This window comes from Streptomyces sp. NPDC057623 (assembly GCF_042800355.1).
Lineage (GTDB): Bacteria > Actinomycetota > Actinomycetes > Streptomycetales > Streptomycetaceae > Streptomyces.
Window position 1 is genome coordinate 1 of the sequence record NZ_JBHVGZ010000067.1, and the last position, 20,170, is coordinate 20,170.

Below are 20,170 nucleotides of genomic sequence, written 5' to 3' on the forward strand. Positions count from 1 at the left end.
GGGAGGATGGGGGGAGTGTGGGGAGGATGGGGGGTGTGGGGGGGTGGGGGGGGTTTGGCGGTTTTGTGATTGTTTTGTATGAGGGGGGGCGGGCGCTGGGTGCCGTCTCTCTCCCCCCCGCCGCCATCCAAGGTGTGCCCGGTTCAGGGCTGCCGGGCGTCTCAGTCGCCGATGAAGCGGTCGATCTTCACTTCGGTGAGCGAGTCCAGCGCATCGAGTTGCGTAGCCGCCGCGGTGATCTGGTCGTATTCCGTCCGCAGAATGCGGATGCGGTAGTACTCGATCACTCGCGCGAGGTCGTCGACGGCCAGTTCGGCTTCGTCGTTGTCGACCATGTGGACGACCGATCGCAGTGCTGCTACTGGACCCTCCTCTCCCGCGAGCCGGCCCGAGATGCTCTCGGCGGCGGCGCGGATGAGTTCATCGGGCGAGTCCGGTTCGTTCATCTGCTGAGACTCTCTTTCGGAAGGTCACCCGGCTTTCGGAAGGTCACCCGGTCCGGTTGATGTAGGCGGTGGTCACACCCAGCGGCTTTCCGTCGGGCGCCGCGGTGGTGCGGTAGTACACGTAGACCGTGTACTTCTTTTTCTTGCGGCATCCGCAGCCGGTCCAGTACGAGTACGTGATGTCCCACTTTCCGTCATAGACACCGCCCCAGGCGTTGCGCCACTTGCCCGAGATGAGCGCCTTCTTCAGGTCGCTGAGCATGGTGGAGCTGGACCTCCACGCGGAGCGCTTGCCCTTTCCGACGTGCTTGTCCTTGATGTGGCGGAGACCGAACTTGCCGTACTTCTTGCCGTTGACGGTGACGTTGGAGGTGCTTCCCTCACGGATGGTCTTCCAGTGGCTTCCGGGAGAGCGGGACCACATGAGGATGCGCCACTTGTCGCAGGGCTTGAACGGGTTGCCCCAGGCGCCGCACCGGCCGTCGAGGTCGGTGCCGTTGACCGGGTCGGCGCAGACGAAGTCGTAGGCGTTGCAGTTGCCGCCGAAGACCGGGTCCAGCTGGAGGAACCGGGCGGTGTTCGGGTCGTACAGCCGCGCACCCATCAGGACGATCCCGGTGAGCGTCTCGCCGGAGCGCTGGTTGGAGCCGAACCAGCCGTAGCGCTGGGCGGTCTTGCCCGTGCGGGAGGCGCCGTTTTCGTTGCTGTCGACGACCGTCGGCGCGAGGGCCGAGTCCAGTGGCAGCTGGAGGGCGACGTCGCCGTGGATGCTTGTCAGCTGGAGGACGGTGCCGCCGGCCTTGCCCGTGGTCGCGCTGAACGCGCCGGTGGCCGAGGTGACGTTGCGGGTCACGGTGCCCTGGGCGGCGTCCTCCACGATCCAGCTCGGGTTGTCCGTGTCGTTGCCGTAGTGGTTGGTCTTGGCCGTGGTCTGGCTCCAGGTGCCGGCGTTGTTGGTCTCCACGGTCCAGGAGCGGAACCGCAGTCCGGCGTCGAGTTGCCACGTCTGGCGCTGGGAACCGGCGGTCTGTCGTTGCACCAGGTCGTTGGCGTAGTACGACAGGGTCGAGCCCGGGAGCGCGGTCGTGCGGCCGAAGGCGTCGTAGGTGTAGCCCGAGTCGGCGATGCGGTCCGCGGTGTCGTAGGTACGGCTCTTCACCGTGCCCGCGGTTGTCGGGCAGAGCTGCCCGGGATCGGCCGAGGTCTCGGTGGTGCCGGTCCGGTTGGAGCGGCTGTCCACGGCGTAGGTCCGCAGGGTGCAGACGTTGTCGCTGGTGTCCTCGATCCGGGTGAGGCGTCCGGCGTCGTCGTAGCCGAACTCCTGGTGCGACCAGCCGGAGCGGGTGGCGGCCTGGCCGTGGATGGTGGAGGTGGCGGCGTCGTTGTAGACGGTCACCCCGTCGCTGTCGCGTGTGTAGGTGCGTTCGACGACGGTGCCTGCGGCGTCCTTGGTCTGCTTGAGCGTGTAGCCGCCCGGCAGCTTCTCGGAGGCCACCGCGCCGTCCGCGTCGTAGGTGGCGGTGAAGGCGCCCGCGACCGAGTCGGTGACCTTGGTGGCCAGCCCGCGCGGCTCGAGAGACGAGTCGTAGGTGTAGGTGACCGTGCTGGGGACGCTGTTGCCGACCTTGACAGGGCGGTTGCGCCGGTCGAACGCGGTGGTGGTGGTCGCTCCGTCCGCGTCGGTGTAGGAGATCTCCCGGCCGAGCTTGTCGTGGGCGCGGGTCAGGGTGCCGCCGGTGGACGACGCCGTCTTGACCGCGCGGCCCGACTCGGGGTCGTAGCTCGTCGTGGTGGACGGCACGGCCGTGCCGAGGCCGGTCGTCTGCACGGTGGTGGGCCGGCCCGCCGCGTCGTAGCCGCGGGTGATGGTGCGGGTGGCCGTGCCGGCCTTCTCGGTGGTCTTCGCGGTGTTGCCCCACCAGTCGTACTCGGCGGTCATCGTGGGCAGCTGGGCCGGGTTGGTCCCGCCGCCGGTGATGTCCCCGGCCGGCCCGCTGGTGCACAGCAGGTCCGCCCACTCGGGACGTCCGGCGCAGGTACCGGTACCGGTGGCCGACCAGTAGGTGCTGACCTGGGTTCCGGCGTCATTGCCGGAAGTGCCGGGTGCCCCCTGCCGGGCGACGCGGCCCTGGGTGTCGTACTCGGTGACGGTGGTGATGGCCAGCCCGTCGGGGTCCTGCACCACCTTGGTGGGCAGGCCCTTGACCCAGTCGTAGGCAACGGTGGTCAGCTGGGCATCGGCCATGACGGCGGGGTGCTCGCGGACCTGAGCGCCCTCCTTGGTGCTGGTGATCTGGTTACTGGTGCCCACGGCGTCCGCGGGACGTCCCTCGTCGTAGAGCTTGCTGGTCCAGCTGCGCGCGAGGACGGAGGAGCCCGCCGCGACGAGCGTGGTGCCGCCCGACTTCAGGTCCTTGGCCAGGTCGATCCGTCCGAGAGGCCCGAACTTCTCCAGTTCACGTGTACCGGTCTCGTCGAACTCGGATCGTGCGGACAGCAGCTCGGCGCGCTCCGCGCTCGGCCGGTCCGTCAGCCCCAGGTCGGCCAGGGCCTCTTTCGCGGTCGCGGTCGCGCCGAGGGCGGTCTCCCGGTTCCCGGCCGACAGTTCACGCACGACGTTGCCGAACCGGTCGTGGTCGGTGTTGTCGATCCGGCCGCCCGGCTCGGCGAGGTTGACCCGCTCGCCGGACACGTTCAGGTACTGCACGGTGGCGAGGCTGTATGCAGACTGCTCCAGTGCCGATCCCGAGTGGGAGGCGGGCACCGTGTCCGCGGGGAAGACGGCGGTGGCGTCCGTGGGGATGTCCTGCTGCCCCCATGTGCGGACCGTGTCCCGGTCCATCGCGTACGGGGCCGAGGTGCCGGACAGCGGTACGTCGTAGACGACGCTGGTCGTCGCCTCGCCCTCGACGGTTCCGGCCGTGCCTTCCTTCAGTGCGGCGCGGGTGGCCTTCAGGAGCATGCCCTCGCCGGCCGAAGGATCGTTGCCCGCCTTGCCGTAGCTGAACGTCCACGGCAGCTCGCCGGGCGGTGTCAGCGAGGTGACCCGGCCGTCCGTGTCGTAGGCGTACTCGGTCACCAGCGCGGGGCTGATCTGCGGGTTCCAGGCCCGGCGGAGCTGGCCCTGGTCGTCGTACTGGTAGGCCTGCACGGCCTTGGACGTGGCGGCCGAGGCTCCGGGCTCGGTGGACCAGAGCCGGATCTCGCGGACCTGGCCGCTGACGTTGCCGAAGGCGGTGGAGGTCGCCGTCGTGGAGGAGGCGTAGACGTACTCCAGCAGGCGGCAGCCCTTCGTCGACGGGTCCGCCGCGCAGGCGGACGCGGTGGCGGCGGACGTCGGGGCCATGATCCGGGTCGGCCGGGCCAGCTCCTTCCCGTCCACGGTGACCGTCTCGGACATGATCGTGGTGGTCGAGTTGGACAGACCGTCGAACAGGGTGCTCTTGACCTGCCAGGCGGTCGCCGCCGGGTCGGCCTTGGCGAACTCGGTCACCGTGCCGGAGCTGTCGGACAGGGTGAAGGTGCCGCTTGTGCTGCCCTTGAGCACCATCTCCTCAGCGCCCGGCTCGGGTATCCACCCGTTCTTGGCCGCGTTGGCGGTGAAGTGGATCGGGCTGTCGTCGGAAAGGACCACACGGACGGCCGTGTCGGAGATCTTCTCCAGGTGGGTGTACTCCGACTCGTTCAGCTGGGCCTCGAAGCCCGACACCCACTGCTTGCCGAAGATCGCGGCCTGGTCGTCCTGCTGGGCACCGGCCTCGGGGCGGCGGGAGTGGGCGATGCGGCTGACGACGAGGTCGAACGCCGATACGTCGTCCGCGGACAGGGCGTAGTCGCCGGTCAGCAGGTTCACCGAGCCGGGTCCGACATCCTCGCTCGCGGCGCCGTCGGCGTTGCGGTCCACCACGACGGTGAGCGGCTCGGTGCTTCCCGCGGCTGCGCCGGGGCCGGTGAAGTCGGCCTTGATCTCCACGGATCCGTCAGGGGTGACGGTGGAGGCGGCGTTCCAGGCCAGCGGGGCGTTCCTGCCGTTCGTCAGGGCCACCGGCCACTGCGCAAGTGCGGTGCCGTCCTCGGTCACGTGCCCGGCGGGGATGGCCTGCCAGTCGTCCGCGGCGGAGCGCCGCCACGAGAAGGAGACCTTGTCGTACTTGCCGCCGTCGGTCTCGGCCTCCAGGGTGAGCCGGCGCGCGGTCCGGTCGCCAGATCCGGGACGCACGAAGCCGCCGGCTCCCACGTTGAAGGTGTACTCGGCCACGGAGGACCGGTTGTCCGCCTTGTCGACGGTCCGCACGAGGAGGGACTGTGCGCCGTTGTCGGAGGGGGTGACGGAGACGTTCTTGTCACCGCTCGCCCCGCCGGTGGCGACCTTGGTCCAGGTCACGCCGTCCAGCGACCACTCCAGCCAGTGGTGGTCGGAGGCGGGCGGGGTCACGGTGAAGGTGCCCGTCTGGCCCGCGCCCTTGCTCCACTTGCCCGTCGGGTAGTCCGTGGACGTGATCTTGGCGGGGGCGGAGGGGACGCTGGTGTCGACCGTGAAGGTCTTCCAGGCTGACCAGCCCGTGTTGTAGTGGGTACCGTCGTACGGGGACGTGCGGAACTTGTACGTCTTGCCGTTGGCCAGCAACCCTGACGGGACGGTCACTGAGGCAACCTGCCCGGACGGCACGTACTTGGACACGATGACGTCGCCGACCTGGGTGTTGGTGGCGTTGTCGTAGATCTGGAAGGTGCCGTTGACCTTGTCACCGTCGGCGTCGACGAAGGTGTCCCGCAGCGTCGGCGTGGTCGTGTTGACCGTGTAGGCGCCGCTGTAGGAGAAGTACGGCGGGCCGGCCTCCTGCTTGGTGCCGGTGCGAGGCCGGTAGTTGTAGTTCACGACCAGCTTCGGTGGGTTGGAGGCGGCGTTGGCGGAGTTGACCCGCTTCCACTGCGCCACCACCGTCTCGCTGGTGGCGCGCAGGCCCATGTGGCCGCGGGTGGCCTTGGCGGAGGCCCACTCCTGCACCATGGACGTCACGTCGGCGTTGATCCAGCCGTCGGGAGCCGAGGTGCAGGCGGTGTTGCCGCGGGTCTCGGTGGAGGTCGCCTTCTTCGCCGTCATCGTCGGACGGTTGGTCCACCGGCTCGACGTGGACGCGGCACCGGAGGTCCACACCTCCCACGGGTACGCCTTGCAGTCCGTGTTGCCCGAGTGGAAGTTCCACAGCGACAGCTTCGCGTCCAGCACCAGGGCGTCCTGAACGGGCGTGGTGTTCCAGGAGATGAACGATTGCGCGGTGCGCGGGGTGCCGTCGGCGTTCTTCGTGCCGGGGTTGCCGAAGTCCAGTTCGGTGTCGGTCGACCAGTCGACGGTCTCGCCCTGCTGGACGTAGGTGTCGAAGACGTTGGACAGCGAGGACGTCGACGGGTCCACGGTGACCGGGTACTTGGTCTTCGGGTCGGCGAGGAACTTCGCGTCCGGGGTGACCACCAGGTCGACGGTGGAGCCCTTCTGCACGACCTTCAGGCCTACGCGCGCCTTGTGGGTGTGCTCGCCGGACCGCTTATCGACCGTGGAGTCCCACATCACCGGCGCGGGCATGACGGCCCGCTTCTTGTTCTTCTTGTCGGTGAACAGCACGCTGCCATCGGCCAGTTGCTTGGCCTTCAAGCCCTTGGCCTTGAGCGGCAGGGTGTAGGAGTAGTCGGCCGAGGCCGGGCGCTGCTTCACCTCGACGAACTGCTCGAAGCCGGTGCGGGTGGCTTCGACGACCACGTCGGCGCCCGGTACGGCGTTGACGTACTCCGCCCGCGTCCCCTCGAGCTTCGGCTTCGGCAGCCCGCCCTTCCACTGGAGGGTGATCTGGCGGTCGCCTTCGCCGAGCGTCACCAGGTCGGTGGCCTTCGCACGGCGCGCGGCCTTCCAGGACGTCGCCGGTGTGCCGGTCCGGCCAGCCAGCCGGAGGCCTTCAGGGTGTGCGACCGGCTCTACACCCGAGCCGGACTGACGCAGGTCGACGTCGACATCGACCCACTTGCCCTCCTGTTTGAAGCGGATCGGTCCCGCGGCCAGCTCGGTGGTGAGGCTGCCGTCCTTGTTCACCCACGTCGTGGACGTCTCCGTGCGTTCGGAGAGTGCCTCCACTCGCTTGCCGGACAGCCTCGCCGCGACGCGGGCCGACGGAATGTCGGCTGCCCGGGTGGCCGCCGGCTTCTTCGGCACGGGTGCGCTGGGGGCCGAAGCGGCTGCCGGCAGACTCGCCACATCCAGCAAGGTGATGGCCATGACCAGGGAAACCCCGCCCGCTGTCCAGCGTGCGGCTCCACCCGATACCGGCCGCCCCCGCCCGCCAGGCAAGGCTCTGTACGCCGTCATGATCTTCCGATCTGTCATTCTTTACATGAACATCACATGTGTGATGGTCGTAAGATCGTATGCGGCAGATCGAGACCTGAAATCATGACAAGTCCACAGAAGTTACACAGGTGGCGGTTAGTGGCCTTCGTGATCTTCGACACCTGCCGATAGCCCGTGAAACCGACGCCTTATACGTGCGTGGCGATACCGATGGGGCGAGCTCGCGCGCAGGCCCCGGCAAGCGTGCCGTCCGACTGGGCGAGGCACGGCAAGGACCGCGCTTTGGGCCGGAGGTATGCCGCGCTCACGAAGTGCGAGGGGATCGAAGACCTTGACCTCTCCGCTGCGATCAGCGGCTCCGTACGGCAGTTGATCGTTCCTGCGGTGAGAGCTGCCGCCCACCCAGCCGCCGCATCCTCAAAGGTCGCCCCGAAGGAACGGAGGCAGGGCTGAACTCCACCGACGCCTGTGGCACCCGCAGAAAGGTCATCCTCGCCGAGGCGCTGCTGGCTCCGCAGGTTGGGCCGAAGTGCGCGTTGACAGGCGGACGGTGGTGGTCAACGTGCGACCAGATACGGATCACTTCGGCGGCCTCGCTCGATGTCGACCACACGGTCCCCCTCGTCGAGGCATGGAACTCCGGGGCCGATGCCCGGACCCGCGGCCCGGCGCGAGGCGTACGCCAACGACCAGGGCGCGCCGAACAGCCTGATCGCCGTCCCGGCAGCTCCATGTCGACGATCACGATTTTCGACTCTGTCGGCGATCTTGTGACCGATGCGCGGTCATGGCTGTGAAGGATGCGTTTGCGGAGAAGCGGGAGGTGCGCGCGGCCAAAGCCCATGCGTTTGAGGAGCTTGGCTCGTGTCGTGACCTTCGACCTGGCCCGTGTTCCAGGGGGGCGAAGGCGGCGGTGACGGCGTCGAGGTCGCGGTGGAAACGGTTGACCAGCGAGTGCACGGCGGGCAGGCATCAGCCCTTGATACGACATGCGCGCTCGTGCCAGCGCGGCGGCTGAGCGGGACCGGTCCCGGACCAGCGTCAATAGCATCCTTACCAGCGGGACTGGTCGTAGGGGGAGAGGGAACTCGTGGTGCGGGAGTGCTGGTTTTGCGGGAATGCCACACCAGCGTCGTGGCACGACCGTGTCCTGGGGCTGCACCAGGACGCCGACACGACCATGACCCCATGGATCGTTGTCCTGCGCACCACTTGGCGTCGGGAAGTCGTCTATGTGCCACGCTGTGCCCGCTGCCACACCGGGCATCAGATCGAGCTGACCGCGGCAGTGCTCTCCCTAGCCGCGCTGATCGCCTACGCCGCCAGCGGCCAGCTGGACCGACTCCTCGGCATTCTGCCGGCTTCGGTCGGAGAGCGGACGGTCGCAGGGATCTGGGCGTTCGTGGCGTGCCTGCCGGGACTCGCCTGGCTCGTCATCAGGCATGGTGGGCTGCCATGGCGGCGCCTGGCCCCCCATCGCCTGGGCTACGCCCGCCACTACCCGGAGTTCGTGCGGCTCCTGGACGAGGGCTGGAAGCCCAGGCCGGCGCCCTTCCCCTACTGGGGAAACCCGCCGAACCTCCATCACCCTCCGCAGCCGGGCAGACTCCGGCGGCTCATCGGACGAGTCATCGGCCTGGCCGGAACGGCCTGCGCCATTGCCATCCCCGTCGCCTACTTCCAGGGCTACGAAGAACTGGCCGGAGGTCTCATCGCGGCGGCGGCAGGGCTGTTCGCCCTGTCTTCGAAGATCAAACCCGAGAACTGAACGCTGTCTTCGAAGCGCTTCTCGGCCGTCCGGCCGACGAGATCGTCGGTGGCGACCGCGTGTGGCAGTCGGCGAGAGGCTGCGTCAGAACCGGTGATCTGTGATGGTCTGTGACCGACGGGCCGGTCGTTGGATGCCGAGGGGGTCTGTACGGTGCGCCCTGTCTGGTTCCTGTGGGAGGACGGCGCCTTCTGGGTGCTGACGGGTCCATGGGCCAGGTTGTTCGGCCGCGTCAACGATGATCCAAACGCTGCGCTCGTGGTGGACGAATGCGATCTCGCGACAGGTCGCGTCCAGCAGGTGATCGCCCGAGGGAAGGCCGAAATCTTGCCTTTCGACGTGCCCAGAGGCCGACGCAAGTTGGTCCGCTATCTCGGGGCGGACGATGCCCCTGTGGGATGCACGGTTCGTTCACTATCTGTATGACGATCTGGGCGAACGAGGCACGATATGGCTGCGTTTGAAGCCCGCCTCGCTCACGGTCCAGGACCTCAGCGACGCCGTCGTTCCGTGAGGCTTCCGTGCCGCCGCCCGCTTGGTGTGCAAGACCCACAAGGAAGCCGGGCTGGTTCCCAACCCCCGTGGGAACCAGCCCGGTTCGCTGTGTCGTTCCGGTCGGCTATGCGTCGGCCTGCGGCGTTGCCAGCTGGTAGGTGCGCGGTCGGTCGCTCACCTGCTCGGCGATGTTCTGCTTGACCAGCTTGTCCAGGGCGTTTGCGATGGCGCCCGAGGACTTCTCGATGACACGGCTGATGCCCGTGGCGGTGAACGCCTCGCCGGGGTGCTTCTCCAGGTGGTCGATGACCATCTGCCGCAGTGCTCCGGGTGCGAGCCGCTTCTTCCCGTCCGGCAGGGCGCTCGCTTCCACCGGGGCCGTCGGCTGCTGCTCGGGGGCGGCCTGCGGGGCAGGGGCGTCCTCGGTGCCCGCGGCGGCGTTGTCCTGCGCGTGATGCGGGCCGTCGTCTGCGCTGGCGTCGTCTTCGCTCTGCTCGGCGTCCGGTGCGGGAGCATCCGGGGCTGCATCGGCTACCGGCACGCTGTCGGCGTCCGTCCTGTCGTCGTCCGGCGCGGCGGAGGTGTTCTGCGTGGTCTCGTCGGTCGGGGCGTTCTCGCTGTCCATGTGGTCGGTGCTCGGCTCCGGGGCGTTGGAGGGGGAGTCGGTCGGCTCGGCGTTCACGGGTTCCTGGCCGCTCTCGGCGTCCTTGGTGGTGCTCTCGCCGGTGGGCGCGGCGCGCCAGCGGTCGGGGGTGCGGCAAGGGCCGTCGTGACCGCCGGGCGTGCGGACAGCCAGGCTGCGTCCCTCCAGGGTGACCAGGGCCTTGCCGGTCGTGGAGCGGCCCAGACCTGCGGCGAGGGCGAGTTCGGCGGCCGTGGCTCCGTCGTCGCCGGTGAGTTTGACCAGTTCGGCGTAGATGGCGGAGGGCGCGCCGGTCAGACCGGCCAGCGGCTCGGGCTCGGGTACGGCGTGCAGTGTACGGGTGTCGTCGGTCGTGGTGTTGGACATGAGGGAACCTCGATTCCGTCGCATATTCGGGTGGGTGAGGTCCCCGGCCGGGGGCGGAGCCGCATGGGTGCGGGTCGCGGGTGTTCGCCGGGCGCGTGCGCATCGCGGGTCTCCCGGGCGGACATGGCCGTGGCACGGGCGGGTTCACGGAGCTTCCCGTGGGCCCGCCGGGTGCGTCGGCCACGACCATGGACGCTCCGCTCCGGCGGGAAGTCAAGCGGGCCGCTCACTTCCGAATCGGGCCAGCTCAGAGCGGTCGTACGACCATTGCACGCGTGCGGTGTGCAAGTGGTGTGCCGATCGGCGAGCGGAGCTCGAAGATCCCCGGCACCGGATCCGGTCTGCCCCGGGTGCGGGGACGGATCGGCTGGCGGGCGGGCGGTTCAATTGGGCGAGGGCGGTCGATTGCGGTCCCGGGCCAGGAGCTTTTCGCGGATCCGGCGGGCTCGGCGTGGCCCGATGCGCAGATCGGTGCGCAGCCGCCAGATGCTGACCGGGTTCCCGGTGGTGGCGCGGGCTACCTCGTGCAGTGCGACGGCGCGTGGCCACACGTCGGCGTCTGTCGCCTTGTCGTTGGCTGGAGGGGGTTCGGGCACCGGCTGCCGGTGATGGGGGGTGTCGTCGGCGGTGTGGGGCCGGTCGTGGCCGGTGTCGGTGGCGGCGGTGCTGATCGAGGCGGGTTCGGGACCGATTCGGTCACGCGGTGGCAGGGCGGTCGGGGGATCGGAGCGGCTGGTTCTGGGATCGGTGCCCTCTTGGCGCGATCGGGGCGCGCTGAGGGCGGACAGGGAGTGCTGCTCGGGAGGATCGGCGGTTCCGATCCGGTTCATGAGGTCGGTGACGGTCCGTCGGTAGGCGGCGATCGTTTCCGTCAGGGCGATCAGGAGCAGGGCCGGGGTCAGGTGCAGGAGCACCGCTGCCGGATCGGCTCTGCGAGGCCAGCCGATCTGTCCGTCGGGCCACAGACTCTCCCAGGAGTTCATGAGGGCAGCGGTGCATCCGGCGCCCCAGCGCAGGGTGGTGGACCAGGCCGGCGGGCTGATCCCCCAAGAGGCCAGGCGCGCGTCCACGTAAAGGACGCCGGCGAGCGCGGTGCCGAGCATCGGGTCGAGGAGGACCGCGATGGGCAGAGGAACGTTCCGGCTGGTGGCGAAGCGGGTGACATTGACCGTGGTGAAAACCAGGGCCAGGATCCCGACCGCGCACAGCACCCAGGTCATGGCCCGCAGCAGGCCGATGGCCTCGCGGGCCGGGATCTGCTTCACCGGGCACCGCCTTCCCGGACTGAAGGCCGTGTCGCGCCTTGGAAGGACGCGGAGTTGGTGTTCGCCGGGCCCTGGCGTACGACGGCTCCGGGGTGCGGGGCGTCGACAGCCTGGCTGTCGCCGGTGTAGAGGGAGACGTGGGTGATGTTGCCCGGGCTGCTGCCGAAGAACAGCAGGTCGCCGGGGGCCAGGGGTGCCCCCTTGGGGAGGCGGGGGCCCGCGTCGTACTGGGCCTGGGCGACGCGGGGGATGCTGATGCCGGCGGAGCGGTAGGCGGCCTGGGTGAGGCCGGAGCAGTCGAAGCCGCCCTCGGAGGGGCCGTCGCCGCCCCACACATAAGGGGTGCCGAGCTGGGCGCGCGCGAAGGCAACCGCCTTGGCCGCAGCTCCGGTTGGGGCTGGCGTGGCGGTCGCGTACCTGTCGGCGATCTTGAGGACCTGGTTCACGTAGGCGTCGTCGTGGTTGTAATGCCAGATGGCGCGCCGCAGGTCCTTGCCGTTCTTCGCGCCGTTGGCACACAGCAGCCTGGCTGCGGCGTAGACCGCGTCGACCGGGTCCCAGGGGGTCGGCGGTTTTTTCCCGCCGGGCGGTACGGGATGGGCGTATGCCTTGAATGTGGACGGGAGGAATTGCATCGGCCCTACCGCGCCTGCCGAGGAGATCATGGTGGGGTGACGTGCGTGGTCGGTCTCGACCTTGCCGATCGCGGCGAGGACCGTCCAGGACAGGCCCGGGCATTCGGGCGCGGCGCGCTGGTAGAGGGCGAGCATGTAGGTGGGGATGTCGGCCAGGGCGTGCTTGCTCGGTGATGCCGCCATGCTGCCGCCGGAGGACAGCCCGCCCAGCAGCGCGGCGATGGTCAAGGCGGCCAGTAGAGGCAGGACGAGGACCGTGCAGCCGATGCCTCCTACGGCCTTGGCGAACAGGGAGCTCACGAACTCGCCTCAGGCGTGGGTGGGAGCGGGGGCACGGGGAGGGTGAGGGCGGAGTCGGCGTCGGTGGGCTCCACGTCGGAAGCAGGGCCGAGCCGGGGCCAGCGGGCGGCGAGGCCGGTGAGGGTGGTGCGGCGGGTGTCTCCGGGGCCGAGGGGGCTCCACCAGGGGCCCCAGGGCTCGGCGGTGGTGAAGTCCGCGGACGAGGTCGCGAGGTACAGGCCCAGCTCCCGCGCGGGAGCGGCAAGGCGGCGGCGGAGGGCCTGGTCGCGGGAGGCAGTGCGGGTGTGGATCAGCAGGGCCGGCCGGGCGTCGGCCGCCGTGGCGAAGGCGGCGTAGCCGGTGAGTTTGGCCTCGACGCGGGCGAGGGGCTGGCTGCCGGTGTCGTATTCGAGGAAGAACGGGAGCAGGTGGTCGCCGTTGCGGTAGTGGGCGTAGGCGTCGGGGCGGACGATGTCGCCCCAGCGGCGGGCGCAGGAGCGTTCGGACAGCCAGAGGGACAGGCCGGTTTCTGGGGTGGTTCGGCCGTGGGCGGCGAGGTGGGTGAGGAGTTCGTTGACGCCGAGGTCGTGGCCGAGGGACGGCGAGTAGGCGATGCGGCCTGTGTGGCTGGGGCGCCAGCCGAGGTCGGCGAGGTCGCAGCCGGTGTGGGCGGCGAGGACGGCGGCGCCGGCGGGGCCGAGGGTGTAGTGCTCGGGGGCGGATCCGGTCTGGGTCAGGGGGCGGAAGGAGTCGAGGACGGCGTGCTGGTGCAGGGTGCGCAGGCGGCGCTGGGCCGAGCGGAGGGAGGTGTAGGCGAGGCTGGCGATCTGGTGGGTGGTCAGGACGCGGTGTTCGTGGAGCAACCGTGTCAGCCACAGGTCGCGGGCGGTGAGGATGCGGGAGAGCGCGGCGATGTCGGTGTGCCGGGTGGGGCGTTGGCGGGTGGTGGAGGCGCGGGCGGTGTAGCGGGAGCCGGGGCCGAGGGTGGGGCGGGGGAGTGCGGGCATGACAGGTCACCACCAGGAGTTCGGGGAGATGAGGGGTGGAGGTGTGCTTCAGGGGCGGGTGGCCGGGCGTGGTCCGGTTCGGCCGCCGGCTGCCGCGCGTAGGTCTTTGGCCCGGCCGGGCACCGAGGGCGGCAGGGGGCGGGTGATGAGGGTGAAGGCGGCGGATTCCGCGCCCCCAGCGAGCAGGTGCGCGGCGGCCTGATAGGGCCCGAGGTGGGCGAGGTCGTGTGCGGCGAGCGTCGGTAGCGTGTGCCGCTCCAGCGCGCTGGCGTCTTCCGGGGAGGCGTTGAAGAAGACCTTGTTGCGGGCGTTGGCGGAGATGCCTTCGCGCAGGTCGCGCGGGAGCTGCGCGAGGTGCTGGTGGGCCAGCAGCATCGAAAGCCGGTAGCCGCGTGCCTCGGCGAGCATGTCCTCCAACGGATACGGCAGGGTCAGGAAGTTGTGCGCCTCGTCGATGCTCAGCGTGGCGTCGATCCGGGAGTGTTCGGGCATACGGGCGCGGGCCGCGGCGGCCTGCCAGGTTCCGGCGACGATGAACGAGCCGAGCAGGCGGGCGGTCTCCTCGCCGAGGGCGCCCTTGGGGAGCCGGGCGAGCAGGATGCCGCCGTCGAGGACCTGGCCGAGGTCGAAGGTGGAGGGGCCGGCGGCGATGGCGCGGCGGGCGAAGTCGCGCAGCAGGAAGGCGCGCAGCTTGTTCATCACCGGGCCGACCACGGCCGCTCGGGAGGGCTCGGACATCGACTCGTACCAGGCCCAGAAGCCGCGCAGCACCGGGTCCTTGAGCGCGGGGATGATCCGCAGTCGGTAGGCGCTCTCGCCGAGCAGGCGGGGGACGTCGGCGAGGGTGACCAGCTGGCGGGTGCGCTCGCGGTGTTTGAGGAGGGTCAGGCAGGCGGCGCGCATCACGTCGTCGGTGCGTGGGCCCCAGAAGGCGGTGAAGATGCGGCGGAAGATGCCGGTGATGTTGTCGACGACGACGTCGATGTCCGCGCCGTCCAGGACGTTCAGGCAGGGCGGGGTGTGCGGGTCGTCGGGGTCGATGAGGACCAGGCGATCAGCGCACGTGTCCGGGAGGCGGTCCAGAAGGTCGGTGACGAGGTCGCCTTTGGGGTCGATGACGATGACGCCGCGGTGGTGGCGTACGTCGTCTAGGACGAGGTTCGCGATGAGGGTGGATTTGCCGGAGCCGGTCGCGCCCATGACGTGGAGGTGGTGGCGGGCGTCGGCGACCGCGAGGCCGACGCCGCGGCGGGCTCCGGTGTCGGAGCGGCCGAGGGGTTTGACCCCGTTCCCGGAGGTGGGTTCGGGGATGGACGGGGGCGGCAGGACGGAGCGGGCTCCGGCTCGCTGGACGCCTGGCGCGTCCGGGTCGACGGGCAGGTGGGCGAGGGCGGCGAGTTCCGGCACCGACAGCAGGGCGGGTCGCGCGGGCGGGAACTGCCTACCGCTCAGGTGCGGTTCGGGGCGGCGAAGGCGGGTGCGGGCGAGGTGGTTGCGGTCGGCGTACAGGCCGAAGGCGGACGCGAGTGCGTGGGCCCGGCCGTGCGCCACGTCCTGGGCGCGCTCTGTCTTGGGGCTGCAGGTGGCGGCGTAGGTGAGGGTGCATTGCCACTGGGATCCGGCGAGTTTGGTGGCCGACTGCCTTACGGCGGTGCCGTGTTCGGGGTCCTGTTTGCCGGTGGCGGTCGGCTGGGCGCGGTGGAGGAGCAGTGCGGCCAGGGCCGGCAGCCGGGCGGGTGTCTGACCTGCCTTGAGGCGGCGTGCCTGGCGGCGGGCTCGGCGCAGCGCGCCGCCGGTGGCTGGGCGGGCCAGGATCTGCACGCAGGCGGACTCGTCCTCGCGCATGCCGGTCGCGGCCTGCAGGAGCGCGCGCAGCGGGTCGGTGGTGTGATCGGTGCGCAACGGCAGCACATCGGGGCGGGCTGGCCGCAGCCGTCCGGCGGTTACCTCGTGTCCGGTCGGCAGCAGGGGGCCGGGCTCTGTGACGCGGGTGTGGGCACCGGGCCAGGCGGCTTCGACCGCACGGCGTACGAGGCCGAGCGGTACCGTGCCGGGGACCCACAGGCGGATGCCCAGGCCGGTGTAGGTCCAGGTGTATTCGAAGGCGAGATGGGGCTGGCCCGTGGTGATCCGGCGCCACCATGGGCGTAGGAGCCCGGACAGTTGGGCCCAAAGGATCTCCCCGCCCCTGGGGGCGGCCTGGGGCGGGGCCAGGATCTCCACCCAGTGGGCGCCGTCGGTGAGGCGCTGCTGCCGCAAGCGCAACAGCCGACGCCGGGCAGCGTATCCGCAGGCTGTGGACGCGAGGGCGGCGGGAGCCACGAGAGGCGCGGACGCGGCGCACCAGTCCACGGCCGCGGTGAGCGCCGTCATACCGAACGCGCCCGGGTGACTGAGGAAGTCCACCAGCCACCCGTGCGGCTGGACAGCGGCTACTTGGCCAAGCGCCGTCACAGCTCCCACCCCTCGTCTCCGGCGGCTTCATCGATGTAGGAGCCATCGGGTTCGGCATCGCCGTCTGAGTGCTGGGCCGCGAGTTCGCCTGGGTCCGTGGTGATCACTTCGTGTTCGCCGGGAGCCGCGATGCTGATCAGGGCGACCTTGTGGCGGCGGTCGCCGGTCAGCAGTAGGGCCTCGCCGCGGGTTGCGGAGAGCAGGAATTCCCGCTCGCCGTGGCAGAGGTGGAAGTTCTCGCTGATCGTGTCGATGGCCTGCGGGGCCTGGCGGAGCAGGATCTGGGTGGCCGCGTTCGACACGATGGCCCGGCCGAGCGGGGAGGCGAGGACATCGTCGGCGTCCTGGGTGACCACGGCCAGGCCGGTCCAGTACTTGCGGGCTGCCTTGGCCATGCGGAACAGGAACCGGGCGCCGGCACCGTCGCGCATCAGCAGCCAGGCCTCGTCGACCACGACCAGATGGCGTCCGGAGGCGGGGCGGGAGGTGACTTGCCGCCAGATCGCGTCCAGGGCCAGGAGCATGGCGGGGGCTTTGACTTCCTCGGGGAGCTGGCGGAGTGCGAAGACGATCAGGTGACCGGCGGTGGCGGCTGTGCTGGGGCCGTTGAACAGCTGGGCGTGGGAGCCGGTGGTGTAGGGGACCAGGCGGTCGGCGAGTTCCGCCGCTGTCTTGCTTCCGTCCTCGGTCAGGACGGCAGTCAGGTCGGTGAGCGTGGGCGCAGTGCGACTCCAGGTGCGTGTGTCGCCGGTGATTCCGGCACGTTCGTACGCGGCGAGGAAGGCCCGGTCGAGCACCGCCTTCTCGGCCGCGGTCGGGTCGGTGCCCAGCAGGATGGCGAGGAAGGTGTGCAGGAACAGCACGCGCCGCGTCAGGACGTCCTCTCCGGTGTCCGTCGCTGCGGGGAGGTCGAAGGGGTTGAGGCGTACGCCGTCTGCGCCGAGGGCGATGACGTGGCCGCCGACGGTTTCGGCGAGGCGGACGTACTCGTCCTCCGGGTCGATCACCGAGGCCGTGACGCCGGTGAACAGCAGCCTGAGCAGCTCCAGTTTGGTGAGGTACGACTTGCCGGCGCCGGAACGGGCCAGGGTGATGGAGTTGTAGTTGTCCTGCGCGAAGCGGTCCCACAGCACCGGGGCGCCGGAGACCGCGTTCAGCCCATACAGCACTCCTGACGCAGTGCCGTCCTCGCTGGTGGCGGCAGGGAGGTCGGGGCTGGTGAAGGGGAAGCAGGCGGCGAGCGCGGCGGTGTCGAAGGTGCGGCGGATCTTCAGTGTGTCGATGCCGAGGGGGAGGGTGGCCAGCCAGCCCGGGAGGGCCCGGTAGGTGGTCGGGGCGATGGTCATGAGCAGGGACTCGGCGATCGCCCGTACGGCGGCGGCCTGCTCGGCCAGGCTCTCCTCGTCGGGGGCGTGCACCGTCAGGTAGAGGGCGACGTGGAAGAGTTTGCCCTCGCCGCGGGCGATTCGGTACGCGAGCTCGGCGGCGTCCGCTGCGGCGGCCTCGACCTCTGGGTCGTCCAGGTGTCCCTTGTCGAAGCCGGTGCGGCGGCCGGATTCCAGGCGGGCTCGCTGTTTCTTCAGTCCGGCGGCCGCGATCGGGTTGGGGACGGGCTCGATGTGCAGGGCGATGTCGAGGTGCCCGGGGAAGTTCAGCAGCGGGGCAAGCCAGCCGGGGGTGACCTCGGCCGGGTAGCCGGTGACCACCAGCGTGGTGGCCAGGTGCGCGCCGACGGCGAGGGCGCGGGCGTGCACCTCGATGGCCTCGGGTCCGGAGACGTCGAGCAGTGCTGCGGCGTCGAGGCCGGGGGCCGCGGGTACGGGGCGGTGCTTGCCGAGGCGGAGTCGGGTCATGCGGGGGCACCTTCCGGCGCGGCGGCGGGCGGGAATGGGGTGTCGGGGTTGCAGGCCGCGCCGACCAGGGCGGCGCTGCGCTCGGCGTCCAGGGGCGTGACGGTGATCTCGGCGGCGGCCAGGGCTCGGGTGGCCTCGTCGAGGCGCTGGAGTGCCCGTCCCTCACCAGCGTTCCGGCGCAGGCCGTGCGGTGCGTTCTCCTCGCGGGCGACCAGCACGATCTGCCGGCCGAGCAGGTTGTCGCCGGTGGCGAGGTCGGCGAGGAAGGCGGCGTGCGCGCGAGCGGCCCGTTCCAGCGCTGGATGGGGGAGTGCGGCGGCGTCTTGCTGGAGGGTGTCGGCGAGCGGGGCGAGATCGATGCGGTGGCAGCGCACCAGCAACTGGGCGGGTCCGGTCAGGGAGTTGAGCCAGCGGGCGAACGCCGCTGCCAGGCCGTGTTGTTCGGCCGCCGAGCGCAGTTCGAAATTGACCGTGGAACACGTCGCCAGGGCGGCCTTGCCTTCGCTGCCCAGGTCGAGCACGCCGTCTGCGGTGATGCCGTCGTACGGCATGGTCATCGCGGTCGGGGGTGGCCCGGCGGCCCTGGCCCAGCGGTCGGGAACGATGGAGGGCAGCGGGGGGATGCCTTCCGGGGCGTGCACCCGGCGCTTGGGGGCGCGGGAGTGCAGGAGGGCGCCGGCCAGGAAGCGGTCCAGTCCGATGCCCTCCCGTTGGCCGAGCGCGAGCGCGGCCACCGCTCCGGCGATGGGGATCACCATGGCTGTGTAGGCGAGCGGTGCCATGAAGGAGCGGGTGGCCCACCAGCCGCCGTACAGCACCAGTCCCGCAAGGGTGAGGATGGCGGTCTGCCGAGCGGTGAAGGGGCCCAGGAGGCGGTCGGGGCGAGAGATGTCAGCAGGGATGCGGGTGGCGTACGGGGCTTCCGCTGTCTCCTCGGGTGGGTTCATGCGGGATCTACCTCCTGGGTGGTTCGAGGGGGAGCCGTAGTTGCATGGGGCGCGGTGGGCGGGTCCGGACCCGGCGTGCGGGGATGGGCAGGGCCAGCTGGCGTGCGCGGGGTGCGGGGGCAGGGCGGGGCAGAGGCGGTGTGGCGGGCAGGGTTTGGGCGGCCGGGGGTTCTGCGGCGGCGCGCTCGGCGCGGATCGGCAGCCACAACTGGGTGGGCCGGCCGGGCCGGGCCGGTGCTCGCTGGGCGGTGATGGGCAGGGCGAGTTGCCGATGCCGTTGTGCCTGGGTGGGGTGGGTCACAGCGCGGGGACCTCCCGGTGTACGGGCGAGGGGAGCGGCGGCCGGGCCGGGGCGTCGGGGAGCCCGGCCGGCACGCGCTCTCGGAGCGGCGCCGCGAGTGCTGGCCGTAGCGGGCGTCGGATGCGCGCCGCCGGTACCCGCGCGGTGCCCGCCTGATGCGGCCGGAGCACCGGGGGCAGGTCGGCCGGCTGGCCCTGGGCGGCCACCGGGACGGGCCAGGGCCCCGCGTCCGCGGGCCAGCAGCGCTCGGCCCCACCCCCGTACACCCCGGCCGGGACCGCTGCCACGCCCCGGCCCGGGCGCGGGTGGGCGTCCACCGCCACGGCCCGGTCCTGGTCGGCCGGCTCCGGACCCGCCTGGTCCACCGCGGCCCGGCCGGAACCTGGCGCCTCCTCCACCTCCACCTCCGCCGGGGCGGTGGCGCGGCAGACGCACGCCGGGCAGGTAGTGGTCCATCAGGCGGTACAGGGCGAGGTGCTTGAGGATCCGCACCCCAGCGGGCGCGTGCGGGTTGTGCACAGGGGTACCGCGCAGAACGACCTGGAGGGTCCAGCCGGGAATCTTGAACAGCACCCAGAACAGGGCCACTCCGGCGAGCATCGTGCCCAGCTGGTCGGAGTGGGGGATCCCCAGGGTGGTGGCGCCGGGGGCGAAGAAGAGCTTCAGCGCCAGGACGAAGGTCATCGACTGGGCGACTTGGATGACCAGGCATCCGGCCAGACCGCGCCACCACAGCCGGGCTACGGGGTCGGTGAGCGGGTGGGCGTGACACGCCAGCATCAGGGGCGCGGCCACGGCCAGCAGCGCCATCACCGCGACACGCACGAGGAAGCCGATCAGTACCGCGAGCACCAGCGCGATCATCATGATCGCCAGAAGAAGGAGGTACAGCTTCAGGCCGGCGGCGCCGAACAGGGCGAAGGGCAGGACTCGTTCGACCATGCCCTGCCCGGCGTCCGACATGTCGATGGCCATGATCGCGTGAGCGAGGCCATTGGACAGGCTGATCGCCTTGCCCATCACGGTCAGCGAGGTGGCCGCGGCGATGAATCCGAGCAGGAGACGCGGGGCGATCTGCTGGAGGGCGTAGCGGGTCTGGACGGTCTCGTAGCCCATGACCGTGATGCCGCCCGCGGTCACGAACAGTACGTAGATCCCGGCGGTGATCCCCAGCATCGCGGTCCACAGCCGCTTGATGTCGGCGTGCTTGGTGACGTCGGGCGTGGCCAGCAGGGTGTCGGCGAGGAACTCGCGGACCGGCTTCATGATCTGCTCGATCAGCAGGCCGAGAAACGAGGTGATCGCGTTCACGATCATGCCGGGGATGTCAAGGAAACCCCACGCGGTGCCCTTGTCGCACTCGAACCCCGC

The 20,170-nt window shown here is 70.6% G+C and carries 11 protein-coding genes and 1 pseudogene; 2 read left to right on the plus strand and 10 right to left on the minus strand.

The features are described 5' to 3' along the window. Nucleotides 1-161: 161 nt before the first annotated feature. Nucleotides 162-446: a hypothetical protein gene (locus ACFU95_RS40630; protein ID WP_383839356.1), complete on the minus strand. Its 285-nt coding sequence runs from the start codon at nt 444-446 to the stop codon at nt 162-164. Between the two features lie 43 nt (nt 447-489). Next, on the minus strand, nt 490-6,714 hold the full coding sequence (locus ACFU95_RS40635) for a DNRLRE domain-containing protein (protein ID WP_383839358.1): 6,225 nt from the start codon (nt 6,712-6,714) through the stop codon (nt 490-492). A 1,252-nt stretch (nt 6,715-7,966) separates the two neighbouring features. Between ACFU95_RS40635 and ACFU95_RS40640 the strand changes: the two genes are divergently transcribed. Together ACFU95_RS40640 and ACFU95_RS40645 are read left to right on the plus strand one after the other, a co-directional pair. Further along, complete coding sequence (locus ACFU95_RS40640) at nt 7,967-8,554, plus strand: hypothetical protein (protein WP_383839361.1); 588 nt, start codon at nt 7,967-7,969, stop codon at nt 8,552-8,554. A 129-nt stretch (nt 8,555-8,683) separates the two neighbouring features. Next, nucleotides 8,684-9,068 (plus strand): annotated as a pseudogene (locus ACFU95_RS40645) (pyridoxamine 5'-phosphate oxidase family protein). Between the two features lie 105 nt (nt 9,069-9,173). On the opposite strand, the gene ACFU95_RS40650 reads toward ACFU95_RS40645, so the two are convergent. From ACFU95_RS40650 to ACFU95_RS40685, 8 genes are all read right to left on the minus strand, one after another. Next, a complete protein-coding gene (locus ACFU95_RS40650) occupies nt 9,174-10,058 on the minus strand; it encodes a hypothetical protein (protein WP_383839364.1) in 885 nt (294 codons plus the stop codon). 383 nt (nt 10,059-10,441) lie between these two features. After that, complete coding sequence (locus tag ACFU95_RS40655) at nt 10,442-11,323, minus strand: extensin (RefSeq protein ID WP_383839367.1); 882 nt, start codon at nt 11,321-11,323, stop codon at nt 10,442-10,444. Beyond that, the gene (locus ACFU95_RS40660; RefSeq protein WP_383839368.1) at nt 11,320-12,258 is read right to left on the minus strand and encodes an NlpC/P60 family protein; all 939 of its coding nucleotides are present in this window, start codon (nt 12,256-12,258) and stop codon (nt 11,320-11,322) included. Before ACFU95_RS40660 ends, ACFU95_RS40655 begins: the two co-directional genes overlap by 4 nt. Further along, the gene (locus ACFU95_RS40665) at nt 12,255-13,244 is read right to left on the minus strand and encodes a replication-relaxation family protein (protein WP_383839371.1); all 990 of its coding nucleotides are present in this window, start codon (nt 13,242-13,244) and stop codon (nt 12,255-12,257) included. The genes ACFU95_RS40660 and ACFU95_RS40665 overlap by 4 nt, the downstream gene beginning before the upstream one ends. Before the next feature lie 48 nt (nt 13,245-13,292). After that, complete coding sequence (locus ACFU95_RS40670) at nt 13,293-15,698, minus strand: helicase HerA domain-containing protein (protein ID WP_383839374.1); 2,406 nt, start codon at nt 15,696-15,698, stop codon at nt 13,293-13,295. Next, the gene (locus ACFU95_RS40675; RefSeq protein WP_383839377.1) at nt 15,695-17,551 is read right to left on the minus strand and encodes a VirB4 family type IV secretion system protein; all 1,857 of its coding nucleotides are present in this window, start codon (nt 17,549-17,551) and stop codon (nt 15,695-15,697) included. Before ACFU95_RS40675 ends, ACFU95_RS40670 begins: the two co-directional genes overlap by 4 nt. Further along, entirely contained in the window at nt 17,548-18,498 is a 951-nt protein-coding gene (locus ACFU95_RS40680; RefSeq protein ID WP_383839380.1) for a PrgI family protein, read from the minus strand. The genes ACFU95_RS40675 and ACFU95_RS40680 overlap by 4 nt, the downstream gene beginning before the upstream one ends. A gap of 7 nt (nt 18,499-18,505) precedes the next feature. Beyond that, nucleotides 18,506-20,116, minus strand: coding sequence for a hypothetical protein (locus tag ACFU95_RS40685; RefSeq protein WP_383839382.1), 1,611 nt, complete (start codon nt 20,114-20,116; stop codon nt 18,506-18,508). Nucleotides 20,117-20,170 lie beyond the last annotated feature (54 nt).